The organism is Janthinobacterium sp. Ant5-2-1 (genome assembly GCF_001445815.1).
GTDB classification, from domain to species: Bacteria; Pseudomonadota; Gammaproteobacteria; order Burkholderiales; family Burkholderiaceae_D; genus Janthinobacterium; species Janthinobacterium lividum_E.
Genome location: NZ_LNCE01000017.1, coordinates 1 through 24357 on the forward strand (window position 1 = coordinate 1; position 24357 = coordinate 24357).

15 protein-coding genes are annotated in these 24357 nt (G+C 62.9%); 11 read left to right on the forward strand and 4 right to left on the reverse strand.

Annotation, left to right across the window (positions count from 1 at the left end):
- Positions 1 to 42: 42 nt before the first annotated feature.
- Positions 43 to 732, reverse strand: a complete 690-nt coding sequence (locus ASN89_RS06945; RefSeq protein WP_082654437.1) for an arylesterase — start codon at positions 730 to 732, stop codon at positions 43 to 45.
- On the opposite strand from ASN89_RS06945, the gene ASN89_RS06950 reads away from it, so the two are divergent.
- Entirely contained in the window at positions 731 to 1483 is a 753-nt protein-coding gene (locus ASN89_RS06950) for an ABC transporter ATP-binding protein (protein ID WP_058048741.1), read from the forward strand. The genes ASN89_RS06945 and ASN89_RS06950 overlap by 2 nt on opposite strands.
- Positions 1484 to 1591: 108 nt before the next feature.
- On the opposite strand, the gene ASN89_RS06955 is transcribed toward ASN89_RS06950, so the two are convergent.
- Positions 1592 to 3136 (reverse strand): bifunctional ADP-dependent NAD(P)H-hydrate dehydratase/NAD(P)H-hydrate epimerase, encoded by a 1545-nt coding sequence (locus ASN89_RS06955; RefSeq protein WP_058048742.1) that lies wholly within the window; start codon positions 3134 to 3136, stop codon positions 1592 to 1594.
- A 133-nt stretch (positions 3137 to 3269) separates the two neighbouring features.
- Between ASN89_RS06955 and ASN89_RS06960 the strand changes: the two genes are divergently transcribed.
- The gene (locus ASN89_RS06960; protein ID WP_058048743.1) at positions 3270 to 6842 is read left to right on the forward strand and encodes a hydantoinase B/oxoprolinase family protein; all 3573 of its coding nucleotides are present in this window, start codon (positions 3270 to 3272) and stop codon (positions 6840 to 6842) included.
- Here ASN89_RS06960 and ASN89_RS06965 read toward each other — a convergent pair.
- Positions 6824 to 7765, reverse strand: a complete 942-nt coding sequence (locus ASN89_RS06965) for an AraC family transcriptional regulator (protein ID WP_046685131.1) — start codon at positions 7763 to 7765, stop codon at positions 6824 to 6826. The genes ASN89_RS06960 and ASN89_RS06965 overlap by 19 nt on opposite strands.
- 176 nt (positions 7766 to 7941) lie before the next feature.
- On the opposite strand from ASN89_RS06965, the gene ASN89_RS06970 reads away from it, so the two are divergent.
- The 6 genes from ASN89_RS06970 (at position 7942) to ASN89_RS06995 (ending at position 16537) form a co-directional block, all read left to right on the forward strand.
- The gene (locus ASN89_RS06970) at positions 7942 to 8988 is read left to right on the forward strand and encodes an NAD(P)-dependent alcohol dehydrogenase (RefSeq protein ID WP_046685132.1); all 1047 of its coding nucleotides are present in this window, start codon (positions 7942 to 7944) and stop codon (positions 8986 to 8988) included.
- A 412-nt stretch (positions 8989 to 9400) separates the two neighbouring features.
- Complete coding sequence (locus ASN89_RS06975) at positions 9401 to 11845, forward strand: membrane-bound PQQ-dependent dehydrogenase, glucose/quinate/shikimate family (protein WP_082654438.1); 2445 nt, start codon at positions 9401 to 9403, stop codon at positions 11843 to 11845.
- A gap of 11 nt (positions 11846 to 11856) precedes the next feature.
- Positions 11857 to 12498 carry a TetR/AcrR family transcriptional regulator gene (locus ASN89_RS06980; protein ID WP_082654439.1) on the forward strand — a complete coding sequence of 214 codons (642 nt, stop codon included), beginning with the start codon at positions 11857 to 11859 and terminating at the stop codon, positions 12496 to 12498.
- 1900 nt (positions 12499 to 14398) lie between these two features.
- Entirely contained in the window at positions 14399 to 14701 is a 303-nt protein-coding gene (locus ASN89_RS06985; RefSeq protein WP_058048746.1) for a hypothetical protein, read from the forward strand.
- Positions 14702 to 14870: 169 nt separating this feature from the next.
- A complete protein-coding gene (locus tag ASN89_RS06990) occupies positions 14871 to 15371 on the forward strand; it encodes a MarR family winged helix-turn-helix transcriptional regulator (protein WP_058048747.1) in 501 nt (166 codons plus the stop codon).
- Between the two features lie 71 nt (positions 15372 to 15442).
- Positions 15443 to 16537: a S41 family peptidase gene (locus tag ASN89_RS06995; protein WP_161911742.1), complete on the forward strand. Its 1095-nt coding sequence runs from the start codon at positions 15443 to 15445 to the stop codon at positions 16535 to 16537.
- A gap of 183 nt (positions 16538 to 16720) precedes the next feature.
- On the opposite strand, the gene ASN89_RS07000 is transcribed toward ASN89_RS06995, so the two are convergent.
- Positions 16721 to 18346, reverse strand: a complete 1626-nt coding sequence (locus ASN89_RS07000) for a tetratricopeptide repeat-containing response regulator (protein WP_058048749.1) — start codon at positions 18344 to 18346, stop codon at positions 16721 to 16723.
- Positions 18347 to 18694: 348 nt separating this feature from the next.
- On the opposite strand from ASN89_RS07000, the gene ASN89_RS07005 reads away from it, so the two are divergent.
- The 3 genes from ASN89_RS07005 to ASN89_RS29830 form a co-directional block, all read left to right on the forward strand.
- Positions 18695 to 19759 (forward strand): sensor domain-containing diguanylate cyclase, encoded by a 1065-nt coding sequence (locus ASN89_RS07005; RefSeq protein WP_161911743.1) that lies wholly within the window; start codon positions 18695 to 18697, stop codon positions 19757 to 19759.
- 204 nt (positions 19760 to 19963) lie between these two features.
- The gene (purL, locus tag ASN89_RS07010; protein ID WP_058048751.1) at positions 19964 to 24001 is read left to right on the forward strand and encodes a phosphoribosylformylglycinamidine synthase; all 4038 of its coding nucleotides are present in this window, start codon (positions 19964 to 19966) and stop codon (positions 23999 to 24001) included.
- A gap of 214 nt (positions 24002 to 24215) precedes the next feature.
- Positions 24216 to 24357: DUF5343 domain-containing protein (locus ASN89_RS29830; RefSeq protein ID WP_161911744.1), on the forward strand; the 142-nt coding region annotated here is incomplete at its 3' end.

Sequence of the window (24357 nt, forward strand, 5' to 3'; positions counted from 1 at the left end):
CCCGGATTCTGCCTCAGGCTAGAAGTAACACCAGCCTTTTGCTTATTTGGCCCCCAGCAACGGCGCCAGCCGCGGCCAGATATTCCTCAAAATCGTCGGATGCGCCTGCGCATTCGGGTGCATGCGGTCGGCCTGGAAAAGCTGCGGTTGATCGGCGATGCCTTCGAACATGAAGGGGACGAGCGGCGCCTTCCATTCCTTGGCCAGCTTGCCGTACACGCCATAAAACTGCTCGCCATAGGCGCGGCCATAGTTGGGCGGCATGCGCATGCCCACCAGCACCACTTGCGCGCCCGATTTTTTGGCCGCGTCACCCATGGCGCGCAGATTCGCTTCGGCGGCCGCCACGGGCAAGCCGCGCAAGCCGTCGTTGGCGCCCAGTTCGATCAGCACGACGTCGGGCTGGTGCTTGGCCAGCAGGGCGGGCAGGCGCGCGCGGCCGCCGCTGGTGGTCTCGCCGCTGATGCTGGCGTTGACGATGCGCGTGTCGTTCTTTTGCGCTTGCAGCCGCTGTTCCAGCAGCGCCACCCAGCCCGTGCCCCGCGCCAGCCCATACTCGGCCGAGAGACTATCGCCGAGCACCAGCAGCGTTTTTGGTGCAGAATAGGCGTTCGTCATGCTCGATACCAGCAGCAGGGCTGCCGCAGGAAGCAAGGACAGGGTGCGCCGCCGCATGCGGCTGCTGCCCTCGACACTTATTTGTTCACGAAATTTTTTAAGATAGATCAGCATGCCCGAATTCCCTAAAGCGACTTCCACCAGTTTTCTCCCGTCCGACGCAGCGGCCCAGCGGCCCGCCGCACCCAACAGCCAAAATGCCCAGCCGGCCATCGAAGTGGTCCAGCTGGCCAAGCGCGTACCCGATGCCGATGGTGAGCTGACCATCCTGCATCAAGTCGATTTTACCGTGCAAACGGCGGAGACGCTGGCCATCGTCGGCGCTTCCGGTTCCGGCAAGTCCACCTTGCTGGGTTTGCTGGCGGGACTGGACACACCCAGCGAGGGCAAGGTCATCCTCGACGGCGCCGATATCTTCGCCCTTGACGAAGACGGCCGCGCCGGGTTTCGCAAGGAAAAGCTCGGTTTCGTGTTCCAGTCTTTCCAGCTGCTGGCCCATCTGACGGCGTTGGAAAACGTCATGCTGCCGCTGGAATTGCGCGGCGACCCCGATGCGAAGGAAAAGGCGCAAGCCATGCTGGGGAGAGTGAACCTTGGCAGCCGCCTGAAGCACTATCCGAAATACCTGTCCGGCGGCGAGCAGCAGCGCGTTGCGCTGGCGCGCGCGTTCGTCACGGAGCCGCCGCTGCTGTTCGCCGATGAACCGACGGGCAGCCTTGATGCGGCCACCGGCGAGGCCGTGATCCAGCTGATGTTCGAGCTGAACCGCGAACGCGGCTCCACCCTGGTGCTCGTCACGCATGACAGTTCGATTGCGGCCCGTTGCGGGCGGACGATTACGATTGCGGCCGGCCGATTGGTGTGATTACTGGTGGTGATTGTCGGATTACGCGTGCCGCTAATCCGACCTACCCGACCTCCGAGGTGTCGCTTGGATTAGCGCAGCGTAATCCAACACAAGCGCACCAACTGCCTATGCCGACAAGGCATTGATCAACCTGCGTATCGCGGGGATCAATTCCCCCGCCGTCAGGCCTATCGGGCCGCCGCCTGCCGCTGCCAGCGCATCGGCCGCCGCGCCATGCAGCCACACGGCGCCTATCGCCGCTTCCCACTCCGGCCAGCCCTGCGCCAGCAGGCTGCCGCACAGGCCGGATAACACGTCGCCCGTGCCGGCCGTCGCCAGCGCGGGGCCGCCCGTGTTGTTGACGACGACCTGGCCGTCGGGCGCGGCGATCACCGTGCCCGAACCTTTCAATACCACGATGACGCCCAGCTGCGTGGCCAGCTGGCGCGCCGCACTCAGGCGGTCGGCCTGTACCTCGGCCACCGTCATGTCGAGCAAACGCGCCGCTTCCAGCGGGTGCGGCGTCAAGATCGTCGCCCCCGCGCCCGTGCGCACGGCCAGCGCCGATTGCAGTTCCGGTTCGGCCGCCATCAGGTTCAGCGCGTCCGCGTCCAGCAGCAGCGGGCTGTCGCTGTCAATCGCACGTTGCAGCAGCTCCACCGTGCCGGTCTTGTCGCCGAGGCCGGGCCCAGCCACCAGCGCGGCAAAGTGCAGGCCCGAGAAATCCACGTCCCTGGCGTGCCGGCACATCAGCTCCGGCTGGCCGCTGTCGAAGGCGGGCGGCGCATCGGGAAACGCGATGTAGACTCTTCCCGCGCCCGCATGCAGGGCCGTGCGGGCCGCCAGGATGGGCGCGCCCGCCATGCCTTGTGCGCCGCCGATGATGGCCACGCTGCCGTAGCTGCCCTTGTGCGTGTTTTGCCGGCGCGGCTGCAGCTGGCGCGCGAACAGGTGCAGGCCGCCCAACTGGGCCCTGACGGGCGGCAGCAGGGAGGGATCGATGGCCAGTTCCGCCACTTCCACGTCCCCCGCATGGTCGCGGCCATTCGCCGTGTGCAGGCCCGGCTTGTCGCCGATGAAGGTGAGCGTATGCGTGGCGCGAATGGCGACGCCGTCGATGGCGCCCGTGTCCGCGTGCAGGCCGCTGGGCACGTCGAGCGCCAGCACGGGGCAATCGAGGTTGTTGACCAGCTGCGCCATGTCGCGGCATTCGCCGTCTAAGGGACGCGATGCGCCGATGCCGAACAGGCCATCGATGACGAGGTGCCATGGCGCCGCGCCCACTGCCGCCGAGGCCATGGAGGTTGCCGCTTCCATCAAGCGCGCGGCGCTGTTGCGCGCGCGGCTCAGCGCCTGTTCGCGTTCGGGCGACGTGGCTTGCGCCTCGGGGGCCAGCCAGACGAGCACCTCGGTGCCGCTGCCGGCCAGGTGCGCGGCCGCTTCCAGCGCGTCGCCGCCGTTGTCGCCCGGGCCGGCCAGCACCAGGACGCGCCGGTGGCCGTCGTCGTCGCCATCCTCCTGGGCGTGCAGCAGCTTCAGGGCGGCACTGGCGGCGGCCTGGCCCGCGCGCTGCATCAGCAGCCCTTGCGGCAGGTCGCGCATGGCTGCTTGTTCGATGGCGCGCAGTTCGGCGATGGAGTACAGCGGTGTGGAAGAGTCGATCAGGGGCATGGGGCGTGTTCCGTTAGTCAGCATGTCTTCAACATAAGGCCGAAGCGGGTGAAAGGCAAGGCGCGCACGCCTGCGGTGCGCCGTAAATTGTGCGGCTACAATAGCCATCTCACATAAGTGCGGGGGCAAGGCGATGGATTGGCAATTCTGGATCGACCGGGGCGGCACCTTTACGGACATCGTGGCGCGCCGTCCTGACGGCAGCCTGGCCACGCATAAACTGCTGTCGGAAAATCCCGGCCAGTACCGCGACGCGGCGCTGGCTGGCATGCGCCAGCTGATGGACCTGGCGCCTGGTGCGCCGCTGCCCGTCGAACTGGTGGGCGCCATCAAGATGGGCACGACGGTGGCCACCAATGCGCTGCTCGAGCGCAAGGGCGAGCCCACCGTGCTGGCCATCACGCGCGGTTTTCGCGACGCCCTGCGTATCGCCTACCAGAACCGCCCGCAGCTGTTCGCGCGCCAGATCATCCTGCCGGAACTGCTGTATGGCGACGTGATCGAAATCGATGAGCGCGTGGGCGCCCATGGCGACGTCGTGACGCCGCTCGACGAGGCGGCCGCGCGCATGGCGCTGGAACAGGCCTATGCGCGCGGCGTGCGCGCCATCGCGGTCGTGCTGATGCACGGCTACCGCCATCACGTGCACGAGGCACGGGTGGCGCAACTGGCGCGCGAGGCCGGCTTTACGCAGGTGTCCGTGTCGCACGAGGTCAGCCCCATGATGAAACTGGTGGCGCGCGGCGACACGACGGTGGTCGACGCCTACCTGTCGCCGATCTTGCGCCGCTATGTCGACCAGCTGGCGATGGAACTGCCCGGCGTGCACCTGCAATTCATGCAGTCGAACGGCGGCTTGACGGATGCGCGTGCTTTCCAGGGCAAGGACAGCATTCTGTCCGGTCCCGCGGGCGGCATCGTCGGCATGGTGCGCGCCAGCGCGCTGGCCGGTTTCGATAAAGTCATCGGCTTCGACATGGGCGGCACCTCCACCGACGTGTCGCATTACGCGGGCGAGTTCGAACGCGTGTTCGAGACGCAGATCGCCGGCGTGCGCATGCGCGCGCCCATGATGAGCATCCACACGGTGGCCGCGGGCGGCGGCTCCATCCTGCATTTCGATGGCGCCCGCTACAAGGTGGGGCCGGACAGCGCGGGCTCCAATCCCGGCCCTGCCAGCTACCGGCGCGGCGGCCCGCTGGCCGTCACCGACTGCAACGTCATGCTGGGCAAGCTGCAGCCCGCGTTCTTCCCCCGCGTCTTCGGCCCCGACGCGAATGAAGCGCTGGACGCGGCCACGGTGCGCGCCCAGTTCGAAGCGCTGGCGCGCACGGTGAACTCGACGCCGGAACAGGTGGCCGAAGGCTATGTCGCCATCGCGGTCGGCAACATGGCCAACGCCATCAAGCAGATTTCCGTGCAGCGTGGCCACGACGTCACCGAATACACCCTGACCAGCTTTGGCGGCGCGGGCGGCCAGCATGCCTGCCTGGTGGCCGACGCGCTGGGCATGCGCACGGTGTTCATCCACAGCCTGGCGGGCGTGATGTCGGCCTACGGCATGGGCCTGGCCGACCAGAGCGCCATGCGCGAGCGCGCCATCGAGGCGGCCCTGGGCACGGACCTGGCCAGGGAATTTGCGCAACTGGGCGAACTGGCGCGTGGCGACTTGCTGCGCCAGGGCGTGGAAGGGAAGCGCATCGCGCTGGTGTCGCGCGTGCACCTGCGCTACGAAGGCACGGATTCGGCCCTCGTCGTGCTGTTCGATACGGCTGCCAGCATGCAGGCGCAGTTTGAAGTAGCCTACAAAAAGCGCTTTTCCTTTTTGATGCCGGCGCGAGCGCTGATCGTTGAAGCGATCTCCGTGGAAGCCATCGGCGCGTCCGATGCGCCGCAAGTGGCCACGCCCGCGTATGCGGCGCGGGCGGGTGGGCTGGCGCCCGTGCAAACGGTGGACATGTACTGCGCCGGCGCGTGGCGGCCAAGCGGCCTGTATGCGGCGGACAGCCTGCGCCCCGGCGACGCCATCGATGGTCCCGCCATCGTCAGCGACGCCAATGCCACCACGGTGATCGAGCCAGGCTGGCGCGCGGAAGTGACGGCGCACGGCCATCTGGTCTTGCGCAGGGTCGTCGCCTTGCCCGAGCGGCGCGCCATCGGGACACAAGCCGACCCCGTGATGCTGGAAATTTTCAATAACCTGTTCATGTCGATCGCCGAGCAGATGGGGCTGCGCCTGCAAAACACGGCCCATTCCGTCAACATCAAGGAGCGCCTCGATTTCAGCTGCGCCATCTTCGACGCGCAAGGCCATTTGATCGCCAACGCGCCGCACATGCCCGTGCACCTGGGGTCCATGGGCGAGAGCATCCGCACCGTCATGATGCGCAATGCGGGCGCCATGCGGCCGGGCGACGTCTACATGCTGAACGACCCGTACCACGGCGGCACGCATCTGCCTGACGTGACGGTGATCTCGCCCGTGTTCGACGAAGCGGGCGGCGCCATCCTGTTCTATGTCGGTTCGCGCGGCCACCATGCCGATATCGGCGGCACGACACCAGGCTCCATGCCGCCCGACTCCACGCGCATCGAGGAAGAGGGCGTGTTGATCGACAATTTCAAGCTGGTCGACGGCGCCACGGGGCGGTTAGCAGAGGCGGAAACACTGGCCCTGCTGGCGGGCGCCAGCTGGCCTGCCCGCAATCCCCGGCAAAACCTGGCCGACCTGCGCGCCCAGGTGGCGGCCAACCAGAAGGGGGCCGAAGAACTGCACAAGATGGTCGCGCATTTCGGTTTGCCGGTCGTGCAAGCCTACATGGGCCACGTGCAGGACAATGCCGAGGAAGCCGTGCGCAGGGTCATCACGACCCTGAAGGATGGCCGCTATGCGCTGGACCTGGACAACGGCGCGCGCATCCAGGTGGCGATCAGGGTCGACGTGGCGCAGCGCAGCGCCCTCATCGACTTTACGGGAACGTCAAACCAGCTGCCGAACAACTTCAATGCGCCATCCGCCGTCTGCATGGCGGCCGTGCTGTACGTGTTCCGCACCCTGGTGGACGACGATATACCGCTGAACGCGGGCTGTTTGAAACCGCTCACGGTGATCATCCCGCCCGGCTCCATGCTCAACCCGCAGTATCCGGCCTCCGTCGTCTCGGGCAACGTGGAAACTTCGACTTGCATCACCAACGCCTTGTATGGCGCGCTGGGGGCGATGGCGGCGTCGCAGGGGACGATGAACAATTTCACGTTCGGCAGTGAGCGATACCAGTACTACGAGACGATATCGGGCGGCTCGGGCGCAGGTCCCGGTTTTGACGGCACGGACGTGGTGCAGACGAACATGACCAATTCGCGCCTGACGGACCCGGAAATCCTCGAGTGGCGCTTTCCCGTGCGCCTGGACAGCTACAGCATCCGTCCAGGCTCGGGCGGGGCGGGGCGCTGGCACGGCGGCAATGGCGGCGTGCGCCGGGTGCGCTTCCTGGAGCCGATGACGGCGGCGATCTTGTCGAACAACCGCATCCATCCGCCTTTCGGCATGGATGGCGGCGCGGCGGGCGCGCTGGGGCGCAATTACGTGGAGCGGGCTGACGGCGCGGTGGAGCACCTGGCGCATATCGGCAAGACCGATATGCAGGCTGGCGACGTGTTCGTGATCGAGACGCCGGGCGGCGGTGGTTACGGCAAGACGGAATAGGCCGTGCCAGCGCCCGCAAGTTGCGCGCGCACCTGGCCCACGTCGCGCATGGGCGCGCGGCCGAACTGGCGGCTGTATTCGCGGCTGAACTGCGATTCGCTGGCGTAGCCGACCCGGTAGCCGGCCGTGCCCGCGTCGATCTGCTCGACCAGCATGAGGCGCCGCGCTTCCTGCAGGCGCAGCAGCTTCTGGTACTGCATCGGCGTCATGGCCGTAATTGCCTTGAAGTGGTGGTGCAGCGACGACATGCTCATGTTCGCCATGCCGGCCAGGTGCTCGATGCGCAGCGGTTCGCAATAATTGTGCTTGATCCAGTCGATGGCTTGCCCCACCTGGTGCGACTGGCTGCTGGCCAGCGCCATGTGGCGCAGGCGCGCGCCGACAGGGCCGTTCAACAGGCGGTAGGTCAGCTCGCGGCGGATCAAAGGCGCCAAGGTGGCAATTTCCCCCGGTTTGTCGAGCAGGCGCACGAGGCGCAGCATGGCATCGAGCAGCTCGGCCGACACGTCGCTGACGGAAATGCCGCGCGTGGCGGGCAGGATTTTCTGCTGCGCCGCGCTGTCGCTGCTGCTTTCGCTATCGAGCAGCGCGGCCACGTCGGCGATGTCGATGCCCAGCACCACGCACAGGTGCGGCTTGTCCACGCTCGCTTCCACCACGCGCACCTGCACCGGCAAGTCGACGGACGTCAGCAGATACTGCATGCGGCTGTAATGGAAGGTTTCGCTTCCCAATGTGACGTCTTTCGCCCCCTGCGCGATGATCGCCACGCTGGGACGCGCCGCGTGGAACAGCGATTCCGTCACCGACGACTGGCGGTGGAAACTGAGGTTGCCGATGGCCGTCGTGTAGTCGCCCGTGCGTGGCGCGTGGCGGATGATCAGGGCGGCGATTTCATCTTGCGGAGTAAGTGGCGTGGACATGGTGTTCAGTATGCGTGAGGCGAAGAAGGGCAGGGGCTGATCTTACGCAGATTTGGAGGATCGTGCAAAGGTCTTGCAGGATCGCGGTAACGGCGGCCGGGCATCTCGGGCACACTTGTGCAATCGCCTGCATGGCACGCGCTTCTCTCGTTCGTCACACTACCCAAGGAGTTTTCATGACCACCATCGCCAAAGGCTACGCCGCACTGGGCCCGACTTCCGCACTGCAACCGTTCACGTTCGAGCGCCGCGCGCCGCGCGAAGACGACGTGGCCATCTCGATCAAATACTGTGGCGTGTGCCATTCCGACATCCACCAGGCGCGCGACGAATGGGGCGGCGCCGCTTTCCCGATGGTGCCCGGCCATGAAATCGCCGGCGTCGTCACGGCCGTCGGCGCCAATGTCAGCAAGTTCAAGGTGGGCGACCACGTGGGCGTGGGTTGCTTCGTTGATTCCTGCACCACCTGCAAGACGCGCAACGTGGACCTGGAACAGTACATGCCAGGCCTGATCCAGACCTACAACGGCCTGGAAGCGGACGGCAAGACGGCCACGCAGGGCGGCTACTCGGACAGCATCGTCGTCAAGGAAGGCTATGTGCTGTCGATTCCCGACAACCTGCCGCTGGACGCGGCCGCGCCGCTGCTGTGCGCCGGCATCACCCTGTACTCGCCGCTGAACCACTGGAAGGCCGGCCCTGGCAAGCAGGTCGCCATTTTGGGCATGGGTGGCCTGGGCCACATGGGCGTGAAAATCGCCCACGCCATGGGCGCCGAAGTGACGGTGCTGAGCCAGACTTTGTCGAAGCGCGAAGACGGCCTGCGCCTGGGCGCCGACCATTACTACGCCACCAACGACGCGGAAACGTTCAGCAAACTGGCCGGCACGTTTGACCTGATCATCTGCACCGTGGGCGCATCGATCGACTGGAACCAGTACATCAACCTGCTGAAAGTCGACGGCAACATGGTCATCGTCGGCATCCCCGACGGCGCCGTGCCGCCGATCAGTGCCTTCGGCCTGGTGGGCGCGCGCCGCAGCCTGTCCGGCTCCATGATCGGCTCGATCAAGGAAACCCAGGAAATGCTGGATTTCTGCGGCAAGCACAATATCGTGTCGGACATCGAGATCATCCGCATCCAGGATATCAATGAGGCGTTTGAGCGTGTCGTCAAGAGCGACGTACGCTACCGCTTCGTGATCGACATGGCATCGCTGTAACGCTCGAGAAAAAGCCCAGGGCGTTGTTGCCGCGTCTCGCCGTACTATTCGTACTGTCTTCGACGAGGCGCCTAGCCCTGGGCATTTTTCGAGCGTTCCAACCGATATGCTGTAAAAGCCAAGCTGGCTACTAGCTAGCGGACTGTGTTTGTTGGATTACGCGCTTTGCGCTAATCCAACCTACGCATATCCAGCAGTCCGGTAGGTCGGATTAGCTCGTAGAGCGTAATCCGACAATCCCCCTGAATGCCCCCATCCCCGCCAAAAATCAAGCTCCCGCGTCAATTTTTCTTTCCTTGTATCAAAAATCGGCATAAAATGAAACCGTACAGTACAGTTTCACTACGTAGATTTGAAAAAACCAGCATCCCCGGCGTATTTGCCTGGGCAGGGGAGGCGTCATGGATAAAAAATGGACACTTCAGTAAATAAAGGAGCGCCGGCGATCCCGGCGATCCCGGCGATCCCGGCGGTCTTCAGGGGCAAGCGGCTTGCCTTGACGGTTTTCGGTATTTTTCTCGGCTTTTCCGGCCTGGCCCTGGCCGCCGGCGGCATCGAACTCATTACCCTCGGCGGTTCCTGGTACTACCTGCTGGCCGGTCTCGGCCTGCTCCTCGCCGGCGTGCTGTATCTGCGCCGCAAGCCGCTGGCCAGCGGCATCGTCGCCGTGCTGGTCGTCGCCACCCTGGTCTGGGCCGTGTGGGAAATCGGCTTCGCCTTCTGGCCCATGGTGCCGCGCCTGGCGCCGTTCCTCGTCATCGGCCTGATGGCCGCCTTGCTGCATCCGTGGCTGGCTGGGCGCAAGCACACTGGCCAGTCGCGCGGTTTCGCGGCCCTGTTTGCCGTCGTGCTGGTGGCCGGTTTCGCCGCCATGTTCAAGCCGCATGGCGTGCTTGAGGCCACCGTGCAGCCGCAGCAGGATGCGCTGGCGGCGGTGAATGGCGGCAGCGCCAACTGGGCGCATTACGGCTATGGGCCGAAGGGCACGCGCTTCGCGCCGTACACGCAGATCGACAAGCAGAATGTCGACAAGCTGCAAGTGGCGTGGACTTACCGCTCGGGCGAGCTGGCCGAAGGCGCGTCCGAATCGCAAAACACGCCGCTGCAGATCGGCGACACCATCTACACGTGTACGCCGACGAGCAAGGTCATCGCGCTCGACGCGGACACGGGCAAGGAGCGCTGGACCTTCGATCCGAAGCCGGCCAACATCAAAACGTGGAACCGCTGCCGCGGCGTGGCTTACTACGAGCCGGCGAAAGTGACGAATCCGTTCCGTTTTGACGGCATGCAGGCGGCCAGTGCGCCTGTCGCTGGCGCGTGCGCCAAGCGCATCGTGCAAGTGACCATGGATGCGCGCCTGATTCAGATCGACGCGCAGACGGGCAAACAGTGCGAGGGCTTCGGCGACAAGGGCTCCGTCGACCTGACCGTCGGCTTGGGCAAAGTGAAAATGAACGTGCCGTACTATGCCTACACGTCCGCGCCCACGGTGGCGCGCAACCTGATCATCCTCGGCGGCTGGGTCTTCGACGGCCGCTCGACCGATGAACCATCGGGCGTCGTGCGCGCCTACAGCGCCGACACGGGGGAGCTGGTCTGGGCCTGGGACCTGGGCAATCCGGCCATCACCAAGCTGCCGCCGGAAGGGCAGACGTATACGCGCAGCACGCCCAACATGTGGTCGGCGCCCGCCTTCGACGATGCACTGGGCCTGGTCTACCTGCCGACGGGGAACGAGCAGCCCGACTTCTGGGGCGGCAAGCGTCCGCCACTGACGGAAAAATACGCATCGGCCATCGTCGCCCTCGACATGGCCACGGGCCGCGAGCGCTGGACGTATCAAACCGTCCACCACGATATCTGGGACTACGACGTGGCCGCGCAGCCGGCCCTGTACGACGTCCCGGACGGCAAGGGCGGCAAAATCCCCGCGCTGGTGCAGCTGACCAAGCGGGGGCAGATCTTCATGCTGGACCGTCGTACGGGCAAACCGATCGCGGAGGTGGTGGAGAAACCCGTGCCGCAGGAGCACGCGGCCGGCGACTGGGTGTCCAAAACGCAGCCATACTCGACCGGCATGCCGGCCCTCGGTGCGGAAACGCTCACGGAGCGCGACATGTGGGGCGCCACCTTCTTCGACCAGCTGGCCTGCCGCATCAGCTTCCGCAAGCTCAATTACCAAGGCGAGTTCACGGCGCCAAGCTTGAAAGAGACGCTGATCTATCCAGGCTACTACGGCGGCTTCAACTGGGGTGGCGCGGCCGTCGATGAAAGCAATGGCTATATGTTCGTCAACGATATCCGCATGCCGCAAGTGGTCAAGCTGGTGCCGCGCGAAACGGTGGACGTGGCCAAGCTGACGGCTGGCCACGGCGTGGGCAGCACCTATCCGATGGATGGCACGCCGTTCGTCATCGACCACAAGGCCTTCAATTCGCCGCTGGGCATACCGTGCCAAAGCCCGCCGTGGGGCGTGTTTGCCGCCATCGACCTGAAAACGAAGAAAAAAGTGTGGGAGCGTCCGGCCGGCACGGTGCAGGATGCGGTGGTCAACGGCGTCAAGGCGAGGCTGCCGATCCCGCTCGGCATGCCGACCCTGGGTGGCGGCATGAGCACGGCGTCCGGCCTCGTGTTTTATGCGGGCACGCAGGATTACTATTTGCGCGCGATGGATATCGCCACCGGCCATGACGTGTGGAAGGCGCGCATGCCCGTCGGCTCGCAAGGCACGCCGATGACCTATGTGTCGCCCAAGTCGGGCCGCCAGTACGTCGTGGTGGTCGCGGGCGGCGCCCGCCAGAGCCCGGACCGTGGGGATTACGTGATAGCATACGCGCTTCCCAAGACACAGTAAGAGTTTGCTTCATGCCCCAGTTGCGCACCGTTCCAGCTTCCCCGAGTACCCGAAGCGAGGAGCGGCGGCGCAAGCTGCTGGTGGCGGCATCCAGACTCTTTCTTGACGCCGGCTACGACGGCGTCAGCATGGACGCCATTGTGGCCGAGGCGGGCGGCTCGAAAGCCACCGCCTACCGCTACTTCGGCAGCAAGCAGGAATTGCTGGTGGCCGTGGTCGAATACCTGTGCGCCGACTTCATCATCGCGCTGCGCCAGCTCGACACGTCGCAAGCTGGCCTGGAACAGGGCTTGCAACTGATCCTCGATGAACTGGTGGCCGTCGTCACCAGCCCCCGCCACGTGGATTTCTACCGCCTCGTCGTCACGGGCGCCGCCGCCGTGCCGGCCGTGGGCCAGACCTGGTACGAACACGGCCCGCAAGTGTGGCACGCATTGATTTTGCGCCTGCTGGAGCAGCAGCGCGCCCAGGGCCGCATCGCGCCCGCCACCTCGTTTTCCAATTTGCCGCAAATCCTGTTCGACGCTGTTTTTTCGCACCTGACCACGCGCACAGTGATGCTGGGGCAGGGCGGCAATGCGGCCACGTTCCGGCCGCTGATCGCGGAGTTGATTGAGCTGGTGGTGGCGAGGGTAGAGCGTAGGGCGGGCTAGCGGGGCCGTAATCCTACTGTGCTGAAAGGTGAGCAGCTGAAGCCGTCGGGCAGCATTGCATTACTCATAGCATCAGTGCTGACAGGAACACGTTCGCCATCTTATCCCTGGCCGTCGTGTTTGTTTGCTTTCGCCCCGAAGCGGACTCACAGGGCATAGATGTCCAAAGTAGTGGTGACCTGCGCTGTGCGGCTTTATCGCCCAGCGTACAGTGCGTGCAGGTCACGTGGTCGACCGCCGGGTTAACGCCCCTCTATCATTTACTTTTTTGGGGGATTGCTAGATTTGCTAGGTTTGAGGGATGGTGTATTCCCTGGTGTGGTTTTGTTATCACGGCGCCGCTGATCCGGCTGCCCTGTTGATTTTGCTATCGGCTTTGGTCCTGGTTTAAGTGCCATGAATGCTCTCCTTTGTGGTTAAAAAATTACAGTTTGTGCTTACCTTCCAACCTAAAGCGGCCGTCAAAATGACGCCTTTGAGATTCCCAGTATGATGCAATAATACACTTTAAGCTAGCTTCACCGGGCTAAACCGGACTGGGGTGAACTTTAGGTGTCTCAACGCCATGAGCATTGTCTGCTTATGGCCGAACTCGGCCTTTCAGGCAAGCTTAGCATGTTGCCGAACTGAAAAGTCAGAGAATGTCATGGCAGGCGGCCATCGCCCCAAAACAGACACTCCCGAACTATTCGTAATCTACCCAGAGACACTCAGTTGGTTTGACCCTGACGGCTTTAAAGGCGCAACTGGTGACCCACTGAACGACTCGCTCAGCGGCAACCTTAAAGGGCGTGCCTTCGCGCACCCGAGCGATCCTCGGCCGCAATCGCAGCAGAGCATCGGTTGGCCATCTCGATGGCCGAGCTAAAACGGCTACATCTCCAATGCAGAGAATGGGACCCAGATGAATGCTCCCATCCCCAACATAGGCCGTGCCGTCTATTCGCATAACGATATCAAAATCTGAATCTTCACTTGCGATTCTAAGAACATCGACCACCTGAGGGAGCACTAGTGCACGGGTTAAAGCAGGATACGCGGCTGTCTCGCGGAGCAACATCCAGCAGTATCGATGCCCCATTACTGTAAAAGTACCGCACATTATTGCTCCATATTATCTGCCCAACTTTTGCACGGCAATTCCTCCGCGCCGGTTACCCCCCCCCTGCTTCAGGGGGGGCAGAAACGTAAGGCAGCTCTTGGCCGACTTCGGTCGCTAGCGACTATAGCCCCGAAGCGCCAGCTGGTGACTATGTCTATGCTCGGTTGCCACGATGACATGCAAACACCAGAAACTCAACATTTTTTGGTTCCACAAGCCACCTTGCCGGGATTTTCTGCGTTCAATACGGCTATGTCGGATTGCCACTCTTTATCGTCAGGATCACCAAATCGAACCTTGCAGCCTGAATTAATAAGGGCATTGGCCACGCGTGCCACCACTGACGGAAGCTCGTCACTTGTGTATGTTCGCCCACCGAACCTCCCGCCAGTGATATGCCAAAGAAACACGAGATCGCGCTTAGCCTCGTTAGTCAGGGACCTGATCCATTCGTCTTCAAGGTGGCCTGTGTCGGTCATAGTGGATTGCACTCAACGTCTTTCAGAAATTCCATCGGTATCAACGTCCGTATTTGGCTGCGGATTCAATCGGTCAATGCAACACTTTACCCCAAACGGCTGTCGCCTCATTGCTTAGAGCATGTAAGCAGCCATCGCAAGCTTCTGCTTTAGCCAAACATCAGATGCCATGTCGCGCTGATCGTGATGGCAACTCCATCGCAGGTGTTCTGCCGCGTTGCCTCGGACGGATGTGATGGCCTCGCTGCTCCCCCTTGGTCGCATTGCCCCAAGGGCGAATGTTATAGTGGCGAAAATTTATTTACTGAAAGAAACTGCCATGAAGAACGATGCAACCACTCGCCCGCAAGCAAACCAGACGCCTGCCAGGCTCAGCAAGGGGGATTTCGTCACCGCACTGAGCAAGCTGCTGCAAGAAGAAGCAAAGGCCGGCAAGTCCAGCGTGGACGTACGCGCTGCGAACCTGCACACGGACGTTGGCGTTTATCCGGCGCGCGGCCACTCGATGCCGACCTGTTGCACGGTGATGTATGAAGAGATGCAGCCGGGTGACGAGATACTGCTGACGCCACCTGGCGGCAAGGGAGCTACGCTGCTGGTACGCTATAAACTCCCGCGCTGATGCCGGCGCTGCTGTGGCAGCGAACTCATTGCAAACTACCAATCGTCGCTAACTTATAACGTGCACAAGCAGGCGCTTTGCTGAGGCTGCCTCGCCTCGATGGCAGCCCGCTTCAAGAGTTTTTAAATATTTATATAAGCTCTTATATAAGTAGTGCTACCATGGTTGCATGAAACCTGGATTAGGCACGCAATTACGACATCTCATCGAACTGCTTGACGGCGCGGTCGAGCAGGCCTACGTGGACGCGGGACTCGATTACCGGCCGCGCTACACGCCCGTGATGCGGGTGCTGGCCGAGCAGCCGAGCTCGACCATTGGGGAGCTGGCGGCCATGGCCGGGCTCACGCAGCCCGCCGCGACGCAGACAGTGGCCTTGATGGTGAAGAAGGGCCTGCTCACGGTGGCCGCCGGCGGCGAAGACGGCCGGCAGCGCGTGGTGCGCCTCAGCGCCAGTGGCGCGGCGATGCTGCCGCGCCTGCGGCTGTGCTGGCAGGCGACCAAATCCGCGGCCGACAGCCTCGATGCGGAACTGGCGTTTCCCTTGTCCGACTGCCTGGCACAGGCGATCGCCGTGCTTGAGACGCGTTCCTTCGGCGCGCGCATCCGCGACGGCAGGCTGCGCCTGGATGCCCGCCCTGACGCAGGCACGACAACACCTGACGAGTAACCTGAATGATGCCGCCACGCACACTTTTTCACACACGATCAAACGTTTCGCAGTCCAACTTGGAGGAATGTATGTCAGGTAGAAAGAAGCTTGTCGCAGCAGTCGTATTGGGCACGTTGTTGTCGTTGCACGCCTTTGCGGCGGAGGACACCGCCTTGAACGCGGCCGATCGCACGACGATCGTGCAGACACTGGTAACGAAAATGAACGCGAATTACATCGAGCCAGCAGTGGCCGAACGGGTCGGCAGTGCGATCGCCAGGAAAAATGCGGAAGGAGGCTATGCGAGCGCCGCCAGCGTGAAGGCGTTCAGTGCGGCGCTGGCGAAGGACTTGCGGGAGTTGAGCGGTGATTTGCATTTCGGCGCCTCATTTTACGAAGGCTTTCGTGAGGGCAGCGGTGCCGACGAACTGCCCAGCCGCGCCAAGATTGAAGAATGGCGCGACCAGACCGCGCGGCGCGGCTATGACATCGAGAAGATCGAACGCCTTCCCGGCAACGTCGGCTATATCGAGCTGCGCCGCTTCGGCGGCCCGGAATTCGTCGGCGCGGCGTACACGGCGGCGATGTCGCTCATGGCGGGGACGGATGCGCTGATCCTCGACCTGCGCCGCAACGGCGGCGGCAGCCCGGACAGCGTGGCTTACCTGATGAGTCATTTCTTCCCGCTCGGCGACGAGCGCCACCTGATCGACATGTACGATCGCCCGACCGGTACGACGCGGCAGTTCTGGACCGTGAAGGCGGTCACCCAGCGTTACGACAAGCCCGTGTACGTACTGACCTCGGCCCGCACGTTTTCCGGCGGGGAGGATTTCTCCTATGGCATCCAGGCGCAGAAGCGCGGTACGGTGGTTGGAGAAACCACCGGCGGCGGCTCCAATCCCGTGAGCTGGTTCAGTCTGGGACAGGACATCATAGTCGCGATCCCCACCGCGCGCACGACCAATGCCGTCACGAAAACCAACTGGGAGCATGTCGGCGTGAAACCGGACATCGCCGTGCCCGCCGCGCAGGCGCTGCAGACGGCGCATGTCGCCATCCTGCGCAACCTGGTGTCATCGGCCAAGGAGGGCAAGGAGCGCAAGGAACTGCAGCGCGTGCTGGCGATGGCGGAGAAAGGGGAGTCCGAGAAGCCGGTCTACACGCTCAGGGGGGAGCGTTAATATCGCGAGTTGATCGAGCTTGTGGCGGCACGGGGGGCGTAGGTACGATAAGCGGCGGCACGCCGCGTAATCCGACACTACTGAGCCAACAATGTTGTCGGATTACGCGGCTGCGCCGCTAATCCGACCTACGCGAATGATCGGAAATGGGCTGCGCAGCAGTTTTACAGTGCGTCCCTCAGATCACGTCGCAATACCGTATTTATGCTGCGTGGCCGCATACTGCTGCTTGAGCGACTCCAGCTTCGGATGCTTGGGATCGATCTTGCTGATCACCTGCATCTGGTGCTGCGCCTGTTCGGCCAGCGGGGCTTCCCAGCCCAGCATGTTGAGCTGGCGCAGGATAGCGTCGACGGAGGCGAACAGCACGGGCAGGTTGCCTGGCGTCTTGCGCAGGGCCTGACGCAGCACGAATACTGCCCCCTTGAGCTCTCCGCTTTCCGATTTGCTGGCCGCGTCCTGCATCAGTTCCTGCACCTGGTTCGTGATCTGCTGGCCCATGCCTTGCGCCAGGTCGTGGCGGCCCGCTTTTTCAAATACGTCGACGGCCGCTTCCATCGTCACGTCGCTGTCGGCTTCGTTGACGAGTTTCATCATGACGTCGGACGCCGCTTGTTCCAGATTGTTTTTCAGGCAGCTTTGCACGAGGCCCACCTTCAGTTGCGTCGACAGGCCCCGCGCCGTGTCCAGGGCGGCGGCGGCCAGTTGCAGTTCGGTGGCGGCGGCGATGTCGTTGCCCGACAATTCATGCAGCATGGCGGCCGAGATGGCGCGGCACGCTTCCACGTTGGCGCCGCCGCGCAGCGAGCGCTCCATGTCGCGCAGCACGCCGCTGGCCTGCGGCGCGTCGCCTTTCTTGACCAGCGTTTTCACCAGATTCACATGATCTTCGGGATCGCGGAATTCCGAGTATTTGGCTTTCGTCACCACCTGTTTATAAGCCCGTTCGGCCGCGCCGATGTCGCCCGTGTCGAAGGCGATGCCGCCCAGGTGGCGCAGGCGGCGCACCATGTGCGGCGAGATGGCCACCGCGTCCTCGAGGATTTTCTTCGCCTGCAGCTGCTGGCCCATGGCTTCATGGTTCTTCGCCAGCAAGTCGTAGGCGGCCATGAAGCGGGGATAGACCTCCACCAGTTCCAGCAGCGCGTCCTGCGCCTCTTCGTGGCGCTGCTGTTCGAACAGGGTGCGCGCCAGTCCCAGGTGGGCCCAGGCCATGGGGCGCGTGGCCAGCATGTCGGCGTACAGCTGTTCCGCTTCCTTCCATTCATCGAGGGTGATGTGCAGCTCGGCGCGCAGGCGGGCGAAATCGGCCGCCAGGCGCGGGTGCTGCAGTTCGGCCGCGCGGCAGCTTTTCACGGCTTCGCGCAAATCGCCCTTGTCGATCAGCTGGTACGTGGGCAGGAAAACGGCGCGCCGCTCGATGGCGCGCGCGATGCGTCCGCTCAGCACGTCGACGGTGAACGGTTTCAATATGTAGTCGGACGGGGTCAGTTCGGCTGCGCTGATCACCTTGCTGTGGATGGCTTCGGACGTCAGCATGATGAAGATCGTCCACAGGCCGATCAGCTTGTGGTGGCGCAAGTCTTCCAGCAATTGCTGGCCATCCTGGCCGTCCGTGCCGCTGCCAAGGTCGTATTCGCACAGGATGATGTCGAACGGTTTCTTCGTCAGCAGGCGGATGGCCGTGCCGGCATTGACGGCATATTCCACCTTGGTGATGGCCGCCTGGTTCAGCATATTGTGCAGATTGCCCCGCATGCTGGGGTTCGGGTCGACGATCAGGACAGATAAGTCGCTAGTTTCTGGCATTGTTCAGCTCTCGTTCATCTGTTCGGTCATTTGCGGGAACTCTTCTTATATGTCTCTGCCTGGCAGTATTACTTTTTATCAGCATACTGCAAAGCCGGGCGACACTGCCAGCAAAATGCATGCAATCGGGCGCGGGGCAGGGCGCAGGACGCATCGGCTGGCGCGCAGCGTTGTATTTCATGCCGCTGCTGCCCTGTGTGCCCGTGCCGGCGCTGCAAATTCCAGCACATAGTTGACTAGCATGATAGTATCCTAATTACAACTAATGTTGAATGCCGCGCAATCTTGCGGCCAGGCATGCGCAAGGCTGTACCGGGCGCTTTTCTTCTTTCTGGTGTCGATACCCGTATGCGTGTTCCTGATCTTTCTTCCCTGCGCCGCGTTGCCGTTCCTCTTGCATTTGGCGGCAACAGCGAACAGCAGCATACCTATTTTGCGGAATTGCACCGGGTCGGCATGGTCACGCAAGTGCTGGGCATCATCGCCTTCAGCCTGACGTGGCTGCTGATGCCGCCCGCTTACCATCCGAATCTCACGCATGCCGTGCTGGCGCTGCTGGGCATGCTGATCAGCCTGGTCGTGCGCTACCGCTGCACCACCTTGCCCGTGCTGACCATTACCGGCGCCTGCGCCGTGCTGGCCCTGACTTTTGGCTTGCGCACCATGGCTGACGCCGTGCAGCACGCTAGCTTCTGGGTCTTGCCGGTCGGCGTCTTCATGACCCTGGCCATCGCCTCCATCTTCAACGGCGGCCTCAGCTACCTGGCCGTGGTGGCCGGCGTGTGGTGGAACGTGGGTCACGGCTTGTATCCCGTCAACGCGGGCTTGCCCGACCAGTCCTGGGCGCCCTTGATGATCGCCGTCAGCGTGCTGTTCGGGCTGGCACTCAATGTCAGCTTCAGTTTATTGCGTTTGCGAAACTATCACTCCAAGGTGGAATTGACGCGGCTGGCCTTCCAGGACAGCCTGACTGGCCTGAACAACCGCCGCATGTTCACGCAGCGCGCCCAGCAGATGCATGGCGCGACTCACGGCGGCATGCTGCATTTCCTGATGATCGACATCGACAATTTCAAGATCATCAACGACCAGCAGGGCCACGATGCGGGCGACGCGGTGCTCGTGCGCACGGCCGCCGTCATCGCGGACAAGGCGCAGGGTCATTTGTGCGGCCGCCTGGGCGGCGAGGAGTTCGGCATCGTCTACGCGGGCGACCGGGAAGATGCGCGCGCCTTTGCCGGCGCCCTGGTCGAAGCCGTCAGCGATGCTTTCCTGGCCGCCCAGTTCGTGTCGATCAGCGTGGGCGTGGCCGAGCTGGACCGGAGCAAGGACCTGGGCCACAGCTACCGGCTGGCCGACGAGGCCCTGTACCTGGCCAAGCGGCAAGGCAAGAATCGCTATGTGATCGTCTGATGACCGGCTGAGGGTGTTGTTGCCATGTCAAAAACTGCCGCTGCGTGGGGCAAAACGGTGGCAAAAGGGGGGTAAAACCCCAAGTTCCGGTCATAAGGCAGGGGTAAAACGGGTATAATGCGCGCAAAGGAAATTTGCCGTACGAAAGATATTGTCATACCTACCTTTAACCCGCAGCCACGCTGCATCAACCACCTTCCAATCATGTTGATACTGCCGGGTTCCAATGCCCTGTCCCATTTCCGTAGCCACCGTCTGTTAAGCCAACTGCAAGCCGTCTCGCCTGCGATTGTTGCCGTACAAGCACGCTATGTCCATTTCATCGATGCCAGCGCGCCTCTCACCAACGACGACAGCACGCGCCTTGGCGCCTTGCTGACGTACGGCGAGCCGGCCCAGGCTGACAATACGGAAGGCGCTGCCGAAGAATTCTTCGTCATCCCCCGTTTCGGCACGATTTCGCCGTGGGCCTCGAAAGCCACCGATATCGCGCACAACTGCGGCATGGCGCACATCAAGCGCGTCGAACGCGGCATCGCTTTCCGCATCAACCTGAAATCGGGCATCCTGGGCAGCGCCATTGGCGCCGGTAAATTGACTGAGGCGCAGTTGAACTCTGTGGCCGACCTGCTGCACGACCGCATGACGGAATCCGTGCTGCGCAGCGCAGACGACGCCAAGGACCTGTTCCGCACCCTGGAAGCGCGCCCGCTCGAATCGATCGATTTGCTGGGGCAGGGCAAGGCCGCGCTGGAAACGGCGAACACGGAACTGGGCCTGGCGATGTCGGAAGACGAAATCGACTACCTGGACGCCGCCTTCACCAAGGCCGGCCGCAACCCGACGGACGTGGAACTGATGATGTTCGCGCAGGCGAACAGCGAACATTGCCGCCACAAAATCTTCAACGCCGACTGGACCATCGACGGCGTGGCGCAACCGAAGTCGCTGTTCGGCATGATCAAGAACACGCACGAACTGCAGCCGAAGGGCACCGTTGTCGCCTACAGCGACAATTCCTCGATCATGGAAGGCGCGACGGTTTCGCGCTTCTACCCGCGCGGCGCCAGCCACGAATATGCGGCGTCGACCGAACTGACGCACACCCTGATGAAGGTGGAAACGCATAACCACCCGACGGCAATCTCTCCATTCCCCGGCGCCTCCACGGGCGCGGGCGGCGAGATCCGCGACGAAGGCGCGACGGGCCGCGGCGCCAAGCCAAAAGCTGGCCTGACCGGCTTCACCGTGTCGAACCTGTCCCTGCCGGATGCCGTGCGCAGCTGGGAAACGGCAGCTTCCGTGACGGCGCCGCTGGCTGGCCGCACAGATGCGGACCAATACGGCAAACCGGAGCGCATCGCTTCGCCGCTGCAAATCATGATCGAAGGCCCGCTGGGCGGCGCCGCGTTCTCGAACGAATTCGGCCGTCCCGTATTGGGCGGCTACTTCCGCACGTATGAACAGAACGTCGGCGTCGACAAAGACGCCGTCTTCGGCTACCACAAGCCGATCATGATCGCTGGCGGCATCGGCAATATCTCGGCGCAGCACACGCACAAGAACGACATCCCCGTCGGCAGCCTGCTGGTGCAGCTCGGTGGCCCGGGCATGCGCATCGGCATGGGCGGAAGCGCCGCTTCGTCGATGACCACCGGCAGCAACACGGCCGACCTGGACTTCGATTCCGTCCAGCGCGGCAATCCGGAAATGGAACGCCGCGCCCAGGAAGTCATCAACGCCTGCTGGCAAATGGGCGCGGACAATCCGATCATCTCCATCCACGACGTAGGTGCGGGCGGCTTGTCGAATGCGTTCCCGGAAATCACCAACGACGCCAAGCGCGGCGCGATTTTCGACCTGCGCAAAGTGCCGCTGGAAGAATCGGGCATGGCGCCGAAGGAAATCTGGAGCAATGAATCGCAGGAACGCTACGTTCTGGCCATCGCGCCGGAGAGCCTGCCACTGTTCAAAGCCATGTGCGAACGCGAACGCTGTTTGTTCGCCGCCGTGGGCGTGGCCACCGAAGAGCGTCAACTGAAACTGATCGACCCGGAACTCGGTAACGAGCCGGTCGACATGCCGATGGACGTCTTGCTGGGCAAGCCGCCAAAGATGCAGCGCGACGTGGTCCACGTCGCCAACGATTTCCCTGCCATCGACCTGACGGGCATGGACTTGAAGGACGTGGCGCAAAAAGTGCTGCTGCTGCCGACCGTGGCCGACAAATCGTTCCTGATCACCATCGGCGACCGCAGCGTGGGCGGCATGACCGTGCGCGACCAGATGGTGGGGCCATGGCAAGTACCGGTGGCCGATTGCGCCGTCACCACCATGAGCTTTGAAGGCTACCTGGGCGAAGCGATGGCCATGGGCGAACGCACGCCGCTGGCCGTCATCGACGCCGCCGCCTCGGGCCGCATGGCCGTGGGCGAAGCCGTTACCAACATCGCCGCCGCAGCAATCAGCGATATCTCCGATATCAAATTGTCCGCCAACTGGATGGCCGCCTGCGGCCAGCCTGGCCAGGATGCAGCCCTGTACGACACGGTGAAAGCCGTCGGCATGGAACTGTGCCCGGCGCTGGGCATCAGCATCCCCGTCGGCAAGGATTCGCTGTCGATGCGCACGACGTGGAAAGACGAGAGCACGGGCGCGGCGAAATCCGTCACGTCGCCAGTGTCGTTGATCGTCTCCTCGTTCGCGCCAGTGACCGATGTGCGCAAGTCGCTCACGCCGCAGCTGAAAACGGACAAGGGTGACACGTCGCTGATCCTGATTGACCTGGGCCGCGGCAAGAACCGCCTCGGTGCATCTGCCCTGGCGCAAGTCATGGGCCAACTGGGCAACGCCACGCCGGACGTGGACAGCGCGGAAGACTTGAAAGGCTTCTTCGCCGCCATCCAGAAATTGAACAGCGACGACAAGCTGCTGGCCTACCATGACCGTTCGGACGGCGGCCTGTACGCCACCCTGACGGAAATGGCCTTCGCCGGCCACACGGGCATGTCCGTCAACCTGGACATGTTGACCATGGAAGGCGAGCATTCGAGCGACTGGGGCGACGCCAAGAACTGGGCCGGCCAGGTCGCGGAACGCCGCAACGAACTGACCCTGCGCGCCTTGTTCAGCGAAGAGCTGGGCGCCGTGATCCAGGTGCGCGCGGAAGAAAAGTCGCTCGTCATGGACGTGCTGCGCACGTTTAATTTGGGCGCCTGCAGCCATATCATCGGCAAATTGAACGACCGCGACGTGATCGAATTCACGCGCGACGCCAAGCTGATTTACACCCAGCCGCGCGCCGAACTGCACCGCCTGTGGAGCGAAACGACCTGGCGCATCGCCCGCCTGCGCGACAATCCGGCCTGCGCGGACGCCGAATACGACCGCCTGCTGGACGTGCAAGACCCGGGCATGTCGCCGATCGTCACGTTCGACCAGAACGACAACATCGCCGCGCCATTCATCGCCACCGGCGTGCGTCCGCGCGTCGCCATCCTGCGCGAGCAGGGTGTCAACTCGCATATCGAGACGGCCTACGTGATGCACCAGGCAGGTTTTACCGCTGTCGACGTGCACATGAGCGACCTGATTGCGGGCCGTGTGAAACTGGACGACTTCCAGGGCGTCATCGCCGTGGGCGGCTTCTCGTACGGCGACGTGCTGGGCGCCGGCGAAGGCTGGGCGAAAACGATTCTGTTCAACGCCAGCCTGGCGGAACAGTTCGCGCGCTTCTTCAACCGCACGGACAGCTTCGGCCTCGGTATCTGCAACGGCTGCCAGATGATGAGCAACCTGAAATCGATCATCCCCGGCGCCCATGCCTGGCCCAAATTCACGCGCAACAAGTCGGAGAAATTCGAAGGCCGCTTTGCCATGGTCGAAGTGATGGATTCTCCATCGATCTTCTTCAACGGCATGGCCGGCACCCAAGCCGGCATCGCCATCGCCCACGGCGAAGGCTACGCCGACTTCTCGCAAACGGGCGACATCACGCAAGTCACCAAAGCCATGCGTTTTGTGGACAACAAGGGCGCCGCCACCGAAGCGTATCCGTACAACCCGAACGGCTCGCCGGAAGGCATCACCTCCGTCACCACGCCAGACGGCCGCTTCACGGTGCTGATGCCGCACGCGGAGCGCGTGTTCCGCTCGGTGCAACAGTCCTACCACCCTGAAGCGTGGGGCGAGGATTCGCCTTGGATGCGCATGTTCAGGAATGCGCGGAAGTTTGTGGGGTAATCTACTTTCGGCGCGGCGCCTTTTCGAGACGCTGCTGCTGGGGTAAGAATGAGAAAGCCGCTGTCGGGAGACAGCGGCTTTTTTATTGCCTATAGGGCAATAAAATTATTTTCTGTAATTTTTTTTGGAAATATCTTAAAGAATCATGCTAATATTATTTTAGATGGAGTACTGATATTTTCTTTGAATTATATTCGGTTCTACGGAGAACACTATGGCGTCATTGCCTTATATTACTGCACCTGGAAACATTGAAAAAGCTTTTAATGGAATTAAGACGGCGGCGACTCCGGAGAGGATAACGCAGGATTTTGTGAAAACAATTCTAAAAATACCTGGCGGGTCTGGCGATCAAG

What these genes read in the sequence shown, in the direction of transcription:
- ASN89_RS06950 (WP_058048741.1), top strand. Translation starts at nt 731, where the DNA reads ATGCCCGAATTCCCTAAAGCGACTTCCACCAGTTTTCTCCCGTCCGAC.
- ASN89_RS06945 (WP_082654437.1), bottom strand. Translation starts at nt 732, where the DNA reads ATGCTGATCTATCTTAAAAAATTTCGTGAACAAATAAGTGTCGAGGGC.
- ASN89_RS06955 (WP_058048742.1), bottom strand. Translation starts at nt 3,136, where the DNA reads ATGCCCCTGATCGACTCTTCCACACCGCTGTACTCCATCGCCGAACTG.
- ASN89_RS06960 (WP_058048743.1), top strand. Translation starts at nt 3,270, where the DNA reads ATGGATTGGCAATTCTGGATCGACCGGGGCGGCACCTTTACGGACATC.
- ASN89_RS06965 (WP_046685131.1), bottom strand. Translation starts at nt 7,765, where the DNA reads ATGTCCACGCCACTTACTCCGCAAGATGAAATCGCCGCCCTGATCATC.
- ASN89_RS06970 (WP_046685132.1), top strand. Translation starts at nt 7,942, where the DNA reads ATGACCACCATCGCCAAAGGCTACGCCGCACTGGGCCCGACTTCCGCA.
- ASN89_RS06975 (WP_082654438.1), top strand. Translation starts at nt 9,401, where the DNA reads ATGGACACTTCAGTAAATAAAGGAGCGCCGGCGATCCCGGCGATCCCG.
- ASN89_RS06980 (WP_082654439.1), top strand. Translation starts at nt 11,857, where the DNA reads ATGCCCCAGTTGCGCACCGTTCCAGCTTCCCCGAGTACCCGAAGCGAG.
- ASN89_RS06985 (WP_058048746.1), top strand. Translation starts at nt 14,399, where the DNA reads ATGAAGAACGATGCAACCACTCGCCCGCAAGCAAACCAGACGCCTGCC.
- ASN89_RS06990 (WP_058048747.1), top strand. Translation starts at nt 14,871, where the DNA reads ATGAAACCTGGATTAGGCACGCAATTACGACATCTCATCGAACTGCTT.
- ASN89_RS06995 (WP_161911742.1), top strand. Translation starts at nt 15,443, where the DNA reads ATGTCAGGTAGAAAGAAGCTTGTCGCAGCAGTCGTATTGGGCACGTTG.
- ASN89_RS07000 (WP_058048749.1), bottom strand. Translation starts at nt 18,346, where the DNA reads ATGCCAGAAACTAGCGACTTATCTGTCCTGATCGTCGACCCGAACCCC.
- ASN89_RS07005 (WP_161911743.1), top strand. Translation starts at nt 18,695, where the DNA reads ATGCGTGTTCCTGATCTTTCTTCCCTGCGCCGCGTTGCCGTTCCTCTT.
- purL (WP_058048751.1), top strand. Translation starts at nt 19,964, where the DNA reads ATGTTGATACTGCCGGGTTCCAATGCCCTGTCCCATTTCCGTAGCCAC.